The following is a 15,573-nucleotide window of genomic DNA, read 5'->3' as shown; positions in this document are numbered from 1 at the left end:
AATGCACTTACAAACAATTGCATATCATCTTGAAAAACGAATAGCACTTAGTGCTATTCGCTCACAGTTTGAATCGTATGAATTAATAAAAAGAGAACATTCTTTTTTATTATATAAAATTACTGACAACTCATACATCTATGTAAAAGATTATGGAAGTGTTGTTTTCATGAACTGTACGGATAATTTAATTAGTCAAATTGTTAGTTTTTTAATCAATAAAGAAAATTCAAATGTCAACAACTTACCCTCAGAAAAATACAACATCACTTTTTCTGATACTATAGAAGTTGATTTTGGAACTATTCAAATTAAAAATTTAAACGATGACGTAGCACATATTATCATGCTTAACCTAGCACAATCTGTAGCATTGATGAATTATGTAAATAAAACATCTGATTTACACGATAAAACATTAGTGTATTCAAAGCAATTAGAAAAAACTGGAAGTTTTAAACTTTCTAAAATTCAAATGCGAAAATTTATTGGTAAAACCTTAAATTTAAAAAACAACATTGCTGAAAACTTATTTGTTTTTGACTCACCAGATGTTGCTTGGAATAACAAAGACTTGTCTGATTTAGACTATAAACTAAAAGATGAATTAGACATTTTAAAACGTCACCAAGGAATTGAAAATAGTTTAAACGTAATTAAAGAAAATTTAGATTTATTCAACGATATACTACAACATAAATACAGTAGCATGCTAGAATGGATTATCATTCTTCTAATTCTTTTTGAAGTAGTACAGGTAATTGTTGAAAAACTTATTTAACAAAATAAAAAAATGGACAAACCTATAACCAATTTTATAGAAAAATACTTTTTACACTTTAACGCAGCTGCTCTAGTAGATGCTGCAAAAGGGTATGAAGAACAACTTGAACAAGGCTCTAAAATGTTAGTGTCATTAGCAGGAGCTATGAGTACAGCTGAGTTGGGTAAAATTTTCGCTGAAATGATTCGTCAAGATAAAGTGCATATCATTTCTTGTACTGGTGCAAATCTTGAAGAAGATATTATGAACCTAGTTGCTCACTCACATTATAAAAGAGTACCAAACTATCGTGACTTAACACCCCAAGAAGAATGGGACTTATTATTAAAAGGGTTAAACCGTGTTACCGATACTTGCATTCCTGAAGAGGAAGCTTTTAGACGCCTACAAAAGCATATTTTCAAAATTTGGAAAGATGCAGAAGAAGCTGGTGAACGTTATCTTCCACATGAATTTATGTACAAGCTTTTATTATCAGGAGTTTTAGAAGAGTATTACGAAATCGACTTGAAAGATTCTTGGATGTATGCAGCTGCAGAAAAGAATTTACCAATTGTTGTTCCTGGATGGGAAGATAGTACTATGGGAAATATTTTTGCTTCTTATGTAGTAAAAGGAGAATTAAAAGCTTCTACTATGAAGTCAGGTATTGAGTACATGACTTTCTTAGCTGATTGGTATACTGAAAACTCAGAAAATGGAATTGGTTTTTTCCAAATTGGAGGTGGAATCGCTGGAGATTTTCCTATTTGTGTAGTACCAATGTTGTATCAAGATTTAGAGAGAGAAGACACTCCTTTCTGGAGTTATTTCTGTCAAATTTCAGATTCAACTACAAGCTACGGATCATATTCAGGAGCTGTTCCTAATGAAAAGATTACATGGGGTAAATTAGACATTGATACTCCAAAGTTTATTATAGAAAGTGATGCAACTATTGTTGCTCCATTAATATTTGCTTATTTATTAAAAATGTAACCTTATGAAAAGAGTTATTGTAGACTATGCTAAGTTAACTACTGATATTTTAGATCTATTAGTAGAGAGATATCCTGATGGATATGATCATTCGGACATTATTTCCTTTAAAAACAGTAAAGGAGAAACAGTAAAAGCTGTAGAAGTAAATACTGAAGACACTCTTTTTTTAGTAAAAATAAGTTCTCAGTTACAACAATCTATGGAAGATCATGAAACTGATGATGAAGATAATGATGATACTTTTGATGAAATTGAAATAACTGATGATTTCGATAATGAATAAATAGTAAATTGTATTTAAACCATGGCTTATTATAACTCACAACAAACAGTTACATTAGTCGGCGTTTATCAAGGATACACAAACGGCTATTATGTTTTTGAATTAGAAAACGGAGATATTATTGACTTTGAACAAATCAACAAAAAGAATCTTGAACATTTGGATTTAAAATCTTCATCTCTAAAAAATAAAAGTTTTGAAATTACGTATAAAGAAATTTTTGATGATGTAGATGATGAAGATCTTGTAATTTTTAAGTTAGAAAACATACAACCACTTTAAAAAACAAATCCCATTCTCTTTAGAATGGGATTTAACTTTTTATAATATACTTAGTATTGATTTATACTGATCTAAATCTATCTTACCACTAAAAACCTTTGTGGTTTTAGAGATTATCTCTTCTGCTCTTTCTTGAGAAAAACCTAGCTGAATAGCATATCTCAAAATTAATTTTAACTCAGCCTCATCTATTTCATGATCTGAATAAATTATTTTGAATAAATCTAGTAAACGCTCCAACCTATCATCAGTTTTTGCTTGTGGCACTACTGGATATTTTTTTGAGTTTTCTACTATTTCTTTGTACTCTGCTTCCGTAATGTCTAATTTTCTAGCAAAACGATTTACTAATTTTTCTTCATCTTCATTTAAATCTCCATCAATAATAGCAAGATTTACAATAGCACTAAAGTGAGCTACATTATTTCTATGCTTACTTGATTCGTATAAATCTACAATACTCATAATTATTCTATTTTTTTTATTGATTGTAAAACAGGAGTTTCAATTTCATCGTCTGATACCTTATAATCATACGTAATTTCAAACTTCTGTTCTACAAATTTATCATCTTTTAAATTATAAATTTTTAATATTTTCTCTGATATAGTTTCAAAAGTAATTACATCTTCATCTCCCTCTTCGTCTTCAAACGAAAAAGTATAACCATACTCATCATAACCTTGAAAAATTGCTACAGTTTTTATAGGGTCTATAAGTTTATTTTGTTTAGTTGTGAAAGCCAAACTTGCCCCAATAAATAATATAAAAACTGTTTTTATAAATGTACTCTTCATTTTCTTTAAAAATTTTAATTAATAAACTTTCATCTTGGATATTAACCACAACAAGTCCAAGTTTCTTTTAGCAAAAACTAGCTTTTAGTTATGCTCGTGGCACTTAAAGAAAATGATGTTACATAGGCTTTTATTATTACTATTTCATCTATATAAAGATACATCTTTTTTCATTCTTTTTTACAAAGTCTTAATTATTTTTAAGTTAAAAGAACACAATAAAAAAGACCTTAAACTTCCGCTTAAGGCCTTTTCGTCTAACCAAACTTAGTATAAAAACTAACTACTACTATTTTTAATCCTTTAAAAACTTCTCTTTGTAAGCTTTAAGCAGAAAAGAGAAGTTTTGTATTTAAAGGGTAATATTTTTAATGAATTTGTATTCTTTTCTTTTGCCTACACTATTATGACACCATTATTTTTAATTGGTCACCTAAAAGCATAAAAAAAACTCAAAAAAGTTTTTGAGTTTTTAATACAAGTATTTTCTAAGTACTATTCTGTGTTCCGGTATAGATTTATCATAGTTTTCTACCAATAATTCTAATATTTCTGGAGGTTCATTTCCTATACCCTTTTTTGAGCTGTATTTTGATACGTACAAGTTATATTCTGAATCTTTCTTTTCAAAAATTAAAAAATGCTCTTTGTTCAGTTCCGAAAAGCTTATTTCATTTTCTTGAAACGTTCCTGAGCTATCTTTAAAAAATTCTGAAAATTCGTAATACCTAAAAATGTTCTCCATTCTTACACTATCTCTGCTGATAAACCTAACTCTAATAACTTAGAGCATCTTGGTTCTAAATCTTTATACTCTCCTGTCTTAACCGAGCATTTCCCTTTATAATGCACTAAAATAGTACATTGCTCTGCTTGCTCTAATGTATGATCACATACGGTTACAAGACTATCAATTACAAAATCAAAGGTATTTACATCATCATTATGTAAAACAATTTCATGCTTTCTTGTTTCATTTAATAAAACATCAAGCTCTTCTTGAATTTTTTCTATCGTACTCATTTGTTTTATTTTTGATACTGCAAAGCTACCCAATTATTTCTTTTTATGGTATCTTTTAATGTTAAACTGTACTTAGATACCTCATTATCAATCACTGGAATATCTTCACTATAAAATCCGCTTAATAATAAAACTCCTTTTTCAGTTAAACAATTTGTATACGTTTGCATATCATTTAGTAAAATATTACGGTTGATATTTGCTATTATAACATCATACTTTTTTCCTTCTAAAAGTGATGCATCTCCTTCATAAACTGAAATATACTTACAGTTATTTCTTTCTACATTTTCTAATGAGTTTTCATAACACCAAGCATCTATATCTATAGCATCAATAGGCTGTGCTCCTTTCATTTCAGCAAAAATTGCTAAAATACCTGTTCCACACCCCATATCTAAAACTTTTTTATCTGTTACATCTAAATTGATTAAATGTTGTACCATCATGTGTGTAGTTTCATGGTGTCCTGTACCAAAACTCATTTTAGGTTCGATAACAATGTCGTATGGCAAATTTGGGTTCTCATGAAACGGAGCTCTAATGCTTACCAAGTCATCTACTTGAATAGGATTGAAGTTCTTTTCCCATTCCGCATTCCAATTAGTTTGTTCTATTTCTTTATGCTCGTATTGAATTGAAAATTCTTCTGAATTTAGAACAAAAACATCTTCTAAAATAGTTTCGCTCCAATCATCTTTTTGAATATACGCTACTACCCCATTTTCGTTTTCAACAAAACTTTCAAACCCTAAAGACCCCAATTCAGCTATTAAAATTTCTGTAGTTGGTTCTTTTGGTGTTACTTCAAAAGTATATTCTATATAAATATTATCCATTAAATTGATTTAATTATTGCTGCAAAATCTTCAGCTTTTAATGCTGCTCCACCTATTAAACCTCCATCTACATCTGACTTAGAAAAAATTTCTTTAGCATTAGAAGGCTTTACACTTCCTCCGTATAAAATTGAAATAGCATTGGCTGTTTCTGCTCCATACTTTTTTGCTAAAAGCTCTCTTACAAAAGCATGTATTTCTTGCGCTTGCTCAGGCGAAGCTGTTTCTCCTGTACCAATTGCCCAAACTGGTTCATACGCTAAAATAATATTTTTAAAATCAGCTTCTTTAAGATGAAACAACGCTTTTTTAAGTTGGTTTTCAACTACTTTAAAGTGATTTCCAGACTTTCTATCTTCTAACAATTCCCCAAAACAAAAAACAACCTCTAATTTGTTTTCTAAAGCAGCATCTACCTTTTGAGCTAATAACTCATCAGTTTCACCAAAATATTCTCTACGCTCAGAGTGTCCTAAAATTACTATGTTAACACCTAAATTCGTTAACATATCTGCAGAAACCTCTCCTGTATACGCTCCACTTTTAGATTGATGCATGTTTTGTGCGGCAACCTCTACAACCGAATCTTCAGTGTTTTTAACTGCTGATTGTAGGTTTACAAAACTAGGAGCAATTATTACTCTAGTACCTTCTTCTAAACCAGCTTGTACTTCTTTCTTTATTCCCTCGATTAATACTTTTGCTTCATCAAGGTTTTTATTCATCTTCCAGTTACCTGCAACTATTTTTTGTCTCACGTGTATTATTTTTTCTGGTTATTGATTTTGTGTTTGCAAAATTACATTTTTTCTAGGCTTTGACGAATTAATTTATCGGTGGCTTTTGTAGCATCAAAAACAATTATTTTTCCATTTTCGTCTATAACTAAAAACCTTGGTATCCAATCTAAACCTAAAAACTTACCAAACTTGCCTTCCCATCCTGATTCTATAAAATAATGATCTCCTCTTATATTTAGGCGTTCAATACCATTTTTCCAATCGGTCTTATTTCTATCTAAGGATAAAAAAATATATCTAGCTCCTCCGTAATCTTCTTGTACCTTCTGTACTTCAGGAATACTTTTTAAACAATCTGGACACCAAGAAGCCCAAATATCTATTAATATCTTCTTCCCTTTGTGTTTTTCTAAGATTTCACTGAATGAAACCTCTTTTCCTTCTAAAGAAGTAAAAACATCCTCCAACGCTTCTGTAGAGAAATGACTTGGGCTTTCTTTTGAACAACCGAATAACGTTAATCCAATAAAAGCTACTATTATTATTTTTTTCATGCTATTGTACTTTGTTTTGGAGCTTATCTGACACTTTAGATGATTTATACACGCTAATTTTACCTTCTTCATCAATTACTAAAAATCTCGGAATCGTTTTTAATTTTAAAAACTCGCCAAGCGCTCCTTTTCCTTTTTTTTGAATGTAATAGTGTTGACCTTTTACAGGAATGCTTTCTAAGCCTCTTTTCCAATCATGATATGAATGATCTACTGATAGAAAAATATACGCAAGTTCTGGATTTTTCTTCTGAAAATTGAGTACATCTTTAAAACTACGTTGACTGTAAGGACAGTAAGTTGCAAATACTTGTACAAATACCTTTTTACCTTTATTTTTCTCTAAAACTTCTTTGAATAAAATTGGTTTTCTATCTAAAGTCAGTAATTCTTCATTTAGAGGTTCTAACGTGAATTCTTTAGGTTGAAACACAGCACAACTTGATAAAAAAACTATGGTAATCAATAAAAAAAATGCTCTCATCTATTGTAATCTTATTCGAGGATCTAACCAACTATATAATATATCTACTAAAATATTTATAATTATAAATAGTGTAGCAACTACTAAAACAGCTCCCATAATTACAGGTAAATCGAGTGTATTTAGCGAGTTTACTATTTCTTTCCCTAATCCGTTCCAGTTAAAAATATACTCTACAAAAACTGCTCCGGCCAGCATCGAGGCAAACCACCCTGATATTGCTGTTATTACTGGATTTAATGAGTTTTTCAACGCATGTTTTTTTATTACTTGATACATCGTTAACCCTTTAGCTTTTGCTGTTCGAATATAATCTTGACTTAAGGTTTCTAACAATGAATTACGCATTAACTGTATTACTACCGCAAGCGGGCGAATTCCAAGTACTATTGCTGGTAATATTAAATTCTTCCATTGAATATGCATTCCTTCACCAAAATCATCAACTTCATATAAACTTCCCGTCATTTCTAGATGTGTATATTTATTTAACACAAACCCAAAAAACCAAGCAAACAATATAGCTGAGAAAAATGAGGGTACACTCATTCCTAAAGTACTGACGACAGCTATAAGTCTATCAAAAAAAGTATCTTTAAATAAGGCTGAAAATATTCCTAATACAATCCCTAAAAACAGTGCAATTGTTATGGCTACAATAGCTAAAATTGCAGTATTTGGTAAGGTTTCTTTAATTACTTCAGAAACATTTTTACCGTTCTTCTGGAAAGATTGACGCAAATACGGAGTTTTTATTACTACTTCAGTATTCCCTATAGAGAATAAGGATTGAGCATTGTATTTTCCTTCAGATAAAAAAGTATAATTCTCTTTATTTTTACTATGGAACGATAATGGTGATACATCATTTAAATAATACAAGTACTGAGTAAAAACAGGTTTATCAAATCCATATTTCTTTCGTATATTTTGTAGTTGTTCAGTATCTTCTCGTTGATCTAACATCATACGAGCTGGATCTCCAGGTAAGATATTGAACAGTAAAAAAATTACTGTTACCACTCCAAACAGTGTTAAGAATCCGTAAAAAATTTTGTTGATGATATATTGAAACATATGTAACAAAGATAACAGAAACTGCTAAATTTATGTACTTTTGCCTAACTTTTACAACAACACATGACAACACAACAACTTGTATCAGAAATCCGAAAAAAGAAATCATTTTTATGTATTGGATTAGATGTTGATTTAGACAAAATTCCAGCACATTTACTTCAAGAAGAAGACCCCATTTTTGCCTTTAACAAAGCTATTATTGATGCTACGCATCATCTTTGCGTAGCTTACAAACCAAACACTGCTTTTTATGAAGCATATGGTATTAAAGGATGGAAATCTCTTGAAAAAACGATTAATTACCTAAACGAAAAATATCCTGAAATTTTCACAATTGCTGATGCTAAACGTGGTGATATTGGTAACACTTCAACTATGTATGCAAAAGCTTTTTTTGAAGATTTAGCTTTTGATTCAGTAACTGTTGCCCCATATATGGGAAAAGATTCTGTTGAACCTTTTTTAGCTTTTAAAGATAAACACACCATTCTGTTGGCGTTAACTTCTAACCAAGGCGCTTTTGATTTTCAAACAAAAACAGTTGATGGCAAAGAGTTATATAAACAAGTCATTGAAACTTCTAAATCTTGGGAAAACTCTCAAAACCTAATGTATGTCGTGGGAGCTACCAAGGCTGAATATTTAGCTGACATCAGAAAGATTATTCCTGAAAGCTTTTTATTAGTTCCTGGTGTTGGTGCCCAAGGAGGAAATCTAGAAGAAGTTTGCAAATACGGAATGACTGATACTGTAGGGCTATTAATTAATTCTTCTCGTGGAGTTATTTATACTTCTAACGGAACTAATTTCGCTGAAGCTGCTGCTACAAAAGCTGAGGAGCTACAACAACAAATGGAAACTATTCTAAAATAAAAAAAAGCCAAGGTTAATGACTCCTTGGCTTATAATTAATTCAAATAACTACATCAAATGAAAACAAAAATTTAATGTAATTAGCTTCTTATTCTATTCACAACTCTTTTAATTTTGATCACTTGGTGTTATGTTTGGATTTGCATTAATTTCTGCTTGAGGAATTTTAAAAATCCAATCATCATTTAAAGAAGGTTTTTCTATCTGATAAGCTCCCTGATAAAGTACCGCTGAAGCACCTGAACCTCCATTAGCTCCATGATCTATCCCTTCATCCCAACGGATTTTATCTGTGTATCCAAACCCTTCTCCCCATAATTCTACTCCTCTTTGAAACTTAATATGATCCATTAAAGATTCTTGTGTATTATAAACTGTTACATCATAAGCACTATCACGCTCTTCACCTAATGGTTTTAAAGCATTTTGTGCTCCTGTAATATCATTCATCATTGCTTTTGCTTCAGCTTCAATTAAATACATTTCTGAGGCACGCATATAAATTATATCATCAGGATCAATAGATCCAGGATTCTTATTCTTCAATTTAAAATGCATATAAGGATGTTGGTTAAAACTATTCGTAATACCATACTCTGAATTTATTTCTGCTCTTCTGGCATTATATGCATCTAGATCACTTGCATAATTAGGGTCTCTTGGCAATCCAGTATCTGAATCAAGCCCTCCTTCATTGTTTGCCGCAGAAAAATTCGTATTAGGTGCGTCAATTATGAATACATCTTTTCTATAATCTGTATCAGGAATTGCATCAACCAATCTTCTATCAGCTATTTTTGGATTATTTCTAATTTGACTTCCATTAAAAGTATTACTAGCTAGATAAAAGTATGAGCGGAAAAATGTTGTTTCTGTTTGAATAACATTACTTCCCCAAATAACTTCCGTAAGATCATTTGAATTAAACCCTGCCTTCCATTCTGATTCATTCATTAACGGATAATTTTGACGTGCAGCCACAGCAGCATCAGCAGCTGTTTGCCAATCTCCTTTAGAAAGAGCCCATCTAGCTTTTAATCCATAAGCTACATCTATATTCAACTGAGATTTTACTTCTGGTCCTCCTGATGGTCTTGTAGCTCCATTTTCAAAAGCACTAATAGCAGCGTCTAAATCTAGTCCTATTTGATTATAAATTTCTTCAACTGTTGATCTTGGTTCGCTAGTAAATGGTGATTCTGAAGAAAAAAGTAAAGGTACACCTGGATCAGTGCTAGGGTTACCAATTAAATACCCTCTACCATAATGTTGTACTAAAGATAAATATGCATAGGCTCTATATGTATAAGCTTGCCCTAAAATTGAATTTAATGTTGGTGTTTCTGTTAAGTTCCCTTCTAAAATTCCATTAATCAAAAGGTTTGCATGTAAAATAATGTTATATCGATGATACCATAATAATTCATTCGTAAGTGATGTTGGTTGTGTATGTGAATTCCACTGCATTTCTGTTCTCCAACCTAAATTATTAGCATTAGCACTATGAATTAATCCTCCAGATAAATTATCTCCTAATGGAACCCAATAATGATTTCCTGCTCTTTGAGAGTCTCCTCCTGGGAATATTGTTTGTGACTGAGAGTATAAGCCCCTATGCACTCCATCCAGTACTAACTGCATATTTGTTTCGTTCGCTAGTGCATCAGATGCAGAAATAGCATCTGTTGGAGTTCTCTCAAGAAAGTCTTCTTTACAAGATGTTATCGAAATAAGTATAACAGCTATTGATAAGTATTTTAATTTATTTAACATAATGATTTTTTTTTTAGAATGAAACATTTATACCAAAAGAAATAATTCTTGGAGGAGAGAAATCATCACCAGATGGCGTTCCTGCTAAATTATATTGAGGATCTAATCCTTTTCTCTTACTTTTTAAGAATAAATTTTCTCCTGATAAATTGAATCTTATATTATCCATTTTAAGTGATTCAACAACCTTTTTATCTAATGTATAACCTATGTTGACATTTTTTAATGCCCAAAAAGAAGCATCAGTTAAAAACCTGTCTGATTGAGTTCTAACCAAATCAGGATTTCCGTTTTCCAATCTTGGAACATTTGTTATATCTCCAGGTTGTTTCCAGGCATTCAATATATCTGGATGTAAAGACCTTCCATAACTACCACTATGCATCATTGATGAATATGCGTTATCCAATACTTTTCCTCCTACACCATAAGTTACTAAAAAATCAAAAGTGATATCCTTGTATGTAATCTTACTTAAAACTGAACCTAAAAGATCAGGTACTGAAGAGTCTCCTGTATATGCTCTTTCTGTATCCTGCCAATCATTTGTTGTTTCATGATTTCCATTCGCATCTAAGACAGGAACACTTTCTCCATTTTCATCTTGCTCATACATATAAAATAACTGATCTCCATTATCAGGATCTACACCAGCAGTTCTTAATAGAAAGTAATCAAATCTTGACCTACCTTCAGCCCAACGTTTTGATCCATTTATAAACGGGTCTGGTAACTTTGTTATCTCATTTTTAAATGTAGAAGCCTGTAGTGTTAAATCCCACTTAAAATTCTCTTTGTTGAAAAGATGAGTTGTTAAGCCCAGCTCCCAACCAGAGTTAAACATATCACCTGCATTTACTGGAACTTCATTTAACCCATTACTTGGCGCAATTGGTAAGAGGTAAAGTAAATCTGTTGAATTTTTCTTATAATATTCAATAGAACCATCTAAAAAATTATCGAACAAGGCAAACTCTAGTGCTACATCAAAGTTCTCTATGGTCTCCCATTGTAAATTCGCATTCCCTATATCTGTAAAAATAATTGCTGGATTAGCTGCATTGGATGTAATTGAAAATCGAGCTTGTGAAAGATAAGAATCTAGCAAATCATCATTTCCTACTTCCCCGTAAGATGCTCTTAATTTTAATCCATTTATGAAAGAGACATCTTTCATAAAACTTTCTTGGTCGATACGCCAAGAAGCTCCTACGGAATAAAAAGTACCCCATCTTTTATCCATATCAAACACAGAAGATCCATCACGTCGAACAGAACCGCTTAGATAATATTTATTATCATAATTGTAGTTAGCTCTAAAAAAGTATCCTTCAATTGCCTTATCAAAAGTTGCTCCATCCAAATCTACAATATTTGAAAAATTAGCAAATTCAAAAATTCCATTAGCTGCTTGTATTGTAGCAAGTCCTTCAATATTAGAAATAGACCTTTCAAAGCTCTCATGTCCTGCAAGTAAGTCTAAATTGTGACTACCAAAACTTTTAACATAAGTTAAAATTTGATTAAAGTTTTCTACTTCTCTTCTTCCTCTATCTTCACTCAGTCTTCCATCTGGTTGAGCATCACCAATAATTGCATTTTCATATTCTCTTTCAAATAATTCATTAATATCTCTACCGTAAGTTACTTTTAAGTTAAGCCCTTCTAAAAGCTTTATATCTCCATAAAACCTAAATCCATAAGTATTGTCCTTATCGCTTTCATTATTAAGTAACAATTCTTGAAGTGCGTGACGTCCTTGGTTAGTTGGTCTGGAACCTATATTATACTCCGGAAAACCTTCACCTGAGTCAAAAACTGGATTTCCAAATTCGTCTCTTACAATGTTCCCTTGCAAATCATTTACATATACTGGGTAAACTGACCCCATACCTAATGCAAAACTAAATGGATTTACAATGCTTCCTGTTCCTGCAGAACTTGGTCCTCTTGCTTCTGTAAGCGCAATATTAGCACTTCCTCCTATTTTTATACTTTCACTCACATCAAAATCAGCATTCAATCTTGCTGTTATACGCTCAAAACCTGAAGTAACTACATAACTCTCCTCATCCAAATATGAAGCTGAAAAAAACACTGTATGATCTTCACCTCCTGCTGATATACCTACATTATAATTATTTCTAAAGCCTGTTTGCTGCAATTCATCAAACCAATCAAGGCTCTTATATATAACTCTCGCACTAGGATTTAACCTACCATTTGCTCCAACAATTTCATCGTTTGGTACATTAAATGGGTTATAACCTAATTGATTATAAATATTTGCACTAGCAAATGCTGGATCTCCTCCTCCAGCACTAGAGTTTTTTAGAGCTTCCCACATTACCTCATAGTACTGACCAGGTGACACCTGATCGTATGTGCGGACTCCATTTGCTACAACTCCAGATTGAGCTGTGAGATTGACTTTTACTTCTCCTTTTTTTCCTTTCTTGGTCGTAATAATTACAACTCCATTAGCTGCTCTGGAACCATATAATGATGTAGAAGATGCATCTTTAAGTACAGTAAAAGACTCTATATCTTCTTGATTTATTGTATTTAACTCACCTTCATATTGAATACCATCAACTATAAATAATGGATCAGTATCTCCATTTAATGTACCTACACCACGAATTACAATATCCGGTGATGCTCCTGGGCCTGATGATGATGTGAATTGAACTCCAGTTGCACGACCTTCAATAGCTGCGATAGGTGATGTTACATTACGTGTAGCTAAATCTTTAACTCCTAAAACACTTGCTGAACCTGTAAATGCTTCTTTAGTCGTCGTACCATAAGCTACAACTACTACTTCATCTAACAAGTTAGCATCTTCCTCCATTTTAATATTTAAAACAGAAATAGCTCCAACTATTCTTTCAACAGTTTTGAGCCCCACAAAACTAAAAACAAGTATATCTCCTTGATTTACTTTTATGGTATATTTACCATCAAAATCTGTTTCAACACCTCGATCAGTACCTTTAATAACAATACTAACACCTGGCAATGCCCCCGTTTGGTCGGTTACAGTTCCAGTAACCGTTTTTTCTTGTGCTAAAATTGACATACTTATAAGTATGAACATTAGCAATAGGTAGTTTTTTAATTTCATAAATTAAATCTTTTAGACTTAAAACTCTTATAACAAGAGCCTTAAAATTGACATCTTATAAAATTAACAAAACATTAAAACAAACACTAGAAAACAACTATTTTAACATATAAAAAGTTAAATAATTAACAAAAAAACATTAAAAGCACTAAAAAACAACAAAAAAACAATTAACTAAACAATAACTGGTGCTTAAAAAAGAAAAAAGTCAAGGTTAATGACTCCCTGACTTTATAATTAATTCAAATAATTACACCAATGAAAACAAAGTTGGTATAAGTTAGCACAAATGTATTAAGCTTAACTCTTCGTTTTTATAACTTTGATTTGAACTACCTTTTTTTTGAATTGAAAAACAATTTCTTTAATATGAAAAGGGCTGAGTTTTAAAACTCAGCCCTTTCTTTTTTAGGGGAATGTCTATTCTTGTAAGAAAAAATTGTTTTCCCTAAAGAAATTAATTTATAAATGGATTATTCTGAACTTCAGATTGTGGAATTTCTAAGGTAATTCTATTATCATTATACTTAATCGATTCACCTGCTAAATACACGTGGTTTTCTCCTCTTATTAATGTTTCTTTATTACGCTTTAAAGCTAAATAGCTTTTACCTTCTCCCCATAATTCTATACGAGTTTGTAAATAAATTTCATCTAAAAGATCTTGACCAGATAGCGCATCTATGTATGCATAATCAGCTGCATTGTCAAATCTTTGAGCTAATATATCTTTCAAACGATTTTTAGCATCGGCTTCTAAGCCTTCTTTTGCTGCCATTTCAGCTGATAAAAGATACATTTCGTCAACTCTCATATAAATATAATCTGCCTCAATATTTCTCTGACCTCTAAATTGTTTGTTAGCATCATAAAATTTATTAATTGGCATTAAATAGCTACCAGATGCAGGGTCATTATCAAATTGGGTTTTTCTTACATCATTTTCTTTAATCACATCATATAAACCTTTATCTATTTGTTTTTTGTCACCAAAAGACTGGTAGCTAAAGGTATAGTAATCCATTTGCCCCCACCATGATATTAGGTCTAAACCATTGTCTAAAGTAAGGTCTACTCCCCACATCCAACTTGGGTTGGTATAAACATCATTGAAACCTCCAACTACATTAGCTTTTGATGTAATAGGGTACTTACCAGATTTAATAACATTTTCTGCTAACTCTCTTGCTCTTGTAATATCTGTAGATTCTCCTCTTGCTGCATATACATAAGCTAATAAACCTTCTGCTACTTGTTTATTAATTTGATATTTTGCACTTGAGTCAAAAGAATCTAGTAAAACTACCGCTTCTTCTAAGTCATTAATCATTTGTTCATAAACTTCAGCGGTGGTGCTTTGCTCTTTTGCACTTGAATTTGCTACTATATATATAGGTAAAACCTTAGAATTTGGTTCATACTCTTTAATATACAATTGACTTAAATAAAAATACGCGTAAGCTCTCAATGCTTTAGCTTGCCCCATTGCAGCTCTATTAGCATCAGTGATAGCAGCATCATTCCCTCCTAAAGACCTTATCACAAGGTTACTACTATTGATTATTCTGTAGTAATATCTCCATGCTATATAATTTGGAGTATCAAAAGTAAAGTCTTCAGTAGCTAGTAACTGAGCAACACCACTATACCTATTGTATACATTAGCAGCCAAAGCAAGGTCACCTGATAACATATCAGAAACTACATCATATCCTTTCTGCCCATAATCTTCATGAGCATCAGTACCTCCAGTTTCTGTTTGAAACATAGTTTCATATACACCTCTGAGTGCTCCCTCTAATATTTCGGGATATATCTCTCCTGTTTCTCCAACATCTTCTACAGAAACATTTTCTGTTGGTGTTTCTATTAAAAGATCGTCGCCACAGCTAGATATTGTAAAGGCTAAAGCTGTTATAGCAATTGATTTTATATATTTTTTTAGTATCATAT

17 protein-coding genes are annotated in these 15,573 nt (G+C 31.5%); 5 read left to right on the top strand and 12 right to left on the bottom strand.

All coding sequences use genetic code 11. From position 1 onward, the window contains the following. Position 1 precedes the first annotated feature (1 nt). The 4 genes from LCI24_RS04070 to LCI24_RS04055 are packed head-to-tail and all read left to right on the top strand — an operon-like array spanning position 2 to position 2,330. Positions 2-781 carry an RMD1 family protein gene (locus LCI24_RS04070; RefSeq protein WP_274639291.1) on the top strand — a complete coding sequence of 260 codons (780 nt, stop codon included), beginning with the start codon at positions 2-4 and terminating at the stop codon, positions 779-781. 12 nt (positions 782-793) lie between these two features. Continuing rightward, positions 794-1,762: a deoxyhypusine synthase family protein gene (locus tag LCI24_RS04065; RefSeq protein ID WP_274639290.1), complete on the top strand. Its 969-nt coding sequence runs from the start codon at positions 794-796 to the stop codon at positions 1,760-1,762. Positions 1,763-1,766: 4 nt separating this feature from the next. Continuing rightward, positions 1,767-2,048: a hypothetical protein gene (locus LCI24_RS04060; RefSeq protein ID WP_274639289.1), complete on the top strand. Its 282-nt coding sequence runs from the start codon at positions 1,767-1,769 to the stop codon at positions 2,046-2,048. Between the two features lie 21 nt (positions 2,049-2,069). Continuing rightward, positions 2,070-2,330, top strand: coding sequence for a hypothetical protein (locus LCI24_RS04055; RefSeq protein WP_274639288.1), 261 nt, complete (start codon positions 2,070-2,072; stop codon positions 2,328-2,330). 39 nt (positions 2,331-2,369) lie between these two features. Here the strand turns inward: LCI24_RS04055 and LCI24_RS04050 are convergent, their stop codons facing one another. The 9 genes from LCI24_RS04050 to LCI24_RS04010 form a co-directional block, all read right to left on the bottom strand. Continuing rightward, positions 2,370-2,795, bottom strand: coding sequence for a tellurite resistance TerB family protein (locus tag LCI24_RS04050; protein ID WP_121146030.1), 426 nt, complete (start codon positions 2,793-2,795; stop codon positions 2,370-2,372). A gap of 2 nt (positions 2,796-2,797) precedes the next feature. After that, a complete protein-coding gene (locus LCI24_RS04045; RefSeq protein WP_274639287.1) occupies positions 2,798-3,127 on the bottom strand; it encodes a hypothetical protein in 330 nt (109 codons plus the stop codon). Between the two features lie 472 nt (positions 3,128-3,599). Beyond that, positions 3,600-3,872, bottom strand: a complete 273-nt coding sequence (locus LCI24_RS04040) for a hypothetical protein (protein ID WP_274639286.1) — start codon at positions 3,870-3,872, stop codon at positions 3,600-3,602. Between the two features lie 2 nt (positions 3,873-3,874). Then, the gene (locus LCI24_RS04035) at positions 3,875-4,150 is read right to left on the bottom strand and encodes an ATP-dependent Clp protease adaptor ClpS (RefSeq protein WP_121146033.1); all 276 of its coding nucleotides are present in this window, start codon (positions 4,148-4,150) and stop codon (positions 3,875-3,877) included. Positions 4,151-4,155: 5 nt separating this feature from the next. After that, positions 4,156-4,989, bottom strand: coding sequence for a 50S ribosomal protein L11 methyltransferase (gene prmA / locus LCI24_RS04030; RefSeq protein ID WP_274639285.1), 834 nt, complete (start codon positions 4,987-4,989; stop codon positions 4,156-4,158). Continuing rightward, positions 4,989-5,747, bottom strand: a complete 759-nt coding sequence (gene tpiA / locus LCI24_RS04025; RefSeq protein WP_274639284.1) for a triose-phosphate isomerase — start codon at positions 5,745-5,747, stop codon at positions 4,989-4,991. Before tpiA ends, prmA begins: the two co-directional genes overlap by 1 nt. A 41-nt stretch (positions 5,748-5,788) precedes the next feature. Beyond that, positions 5,789-6,283 (bottom strand): TlpA family protein disulfide reductase, encoded by a 495-nt coding sequence (locus LCI24_RS04020; RefSeq protein WP_274639283.1) that lies wholly within the window; start codon positions 6,281-6,283, stop codon positions 5,789-5,791. A gap of 1 nt (position 6,284) precedes the next feature. Then, positions 6,285-6,767 carry a TlpA family protein disulfide reductase gene (locus LCI24_RS04015; RefSeq protein WP_274639282.1) on the bottom strand — a complete coding sequence of 161 codons (483 nt, stop codon included), beginning with the start codon at positions 6,765-6,767 and terminating at the stop codon, positions 6,285-6,287. Beyond that, positions 6,768-7,844 (bottom strand): ABC transporter permease, encoded by a 1,077-nt coding sequence (locus LCI24_RS04010; protein WP_274639281.1) that lies wholly within the window; start codon positions 7,842-7,844, stop codon positions 6,768-6,770. It abuts the gene before it with no gap. A gap of 63 nt (positions 7,845-7,907) precedes the next feature. Between LCI24_RS04010 and pyrF the strand changes: the two genes are divergently transcribed. Further along, on the top strand, positions 7,908-8,720 hold the full coding sequence (gene pyrF / locus LCI24_RS04005; RefSeq protein WP_274639280.1) for an orotidine-5'-phosphate decarboxylase: 813 nt from the start codon (positions 7,908-7,910) through the stop codon (positions 8,718-8,720). 108 nt (positions 8,721-8,828) lie between these two features. Here pyrF and LCI24_RS04000 read toward each other — a convergent pair whose 3' ends face one another. The 3 genes from LCI24_RS04000 to LCI24_RS03990 form a co-directional block, all read right to left on the bottom strand. Beyond that, positions 8,829-10,493 carry a RagB/SusD family nutrient uptake outer membrane protein gene (locus LCI24_RS04000; protein WP_274639279.1) on the bottom strand — a complete coding sequence of 555 codons (1,665 nt, stop codon included), beginning with the start codon at positions 10,491-10,493 and terminating at the stop codon, positions 8,829-8,831. A gap of 13 nt (positions 10,494-10,506) precedes the next feature. Further along, positions 10,507-13,593 (bottom strand): SusC/RagA family TonB-linked outer membrane protein, encoded by a 3,087-nt coding sequence (locus LCI24_RS03995; protein ID WP_274639278.1) that lies wholly within the window; start codon positions 13,591-13,593, stop codon positions 10,507-10,509. Between the two features lie 484 nt (positions 13,594-14,077). After that, positions 14,078-15,571 carry a RagB/SusD family nutrient uptake outer membrane protein gene (locus LCI24_RS03990; protein ID WP_274639277.1) on the bottom strand — a complete coding sequence of 498 codons (1,494 nt, stop codon included), beginning with the start codon at positions 15,569-15,571 and terminating at the stop codon, positions 14,078-14,080. Between the last annotated feature and the right edge of the window lie 2 nt (positions 15,572-15,573).

It is taken from the genome of Tenacibaculum larymnensis (assembly GCF_028829235.1).
Taxonomy (GTDB): Bacteria; Bacteroidota; Bacteroidia; order Flavobacteriales; family Flavobacteriaceae; genus Polaribacter; species Polaribacter larymnensis.
Note: the sequence above shows the minus strand (reverse complement) of the source record. Positions and strands in the feature narration are given on the sequence as shown.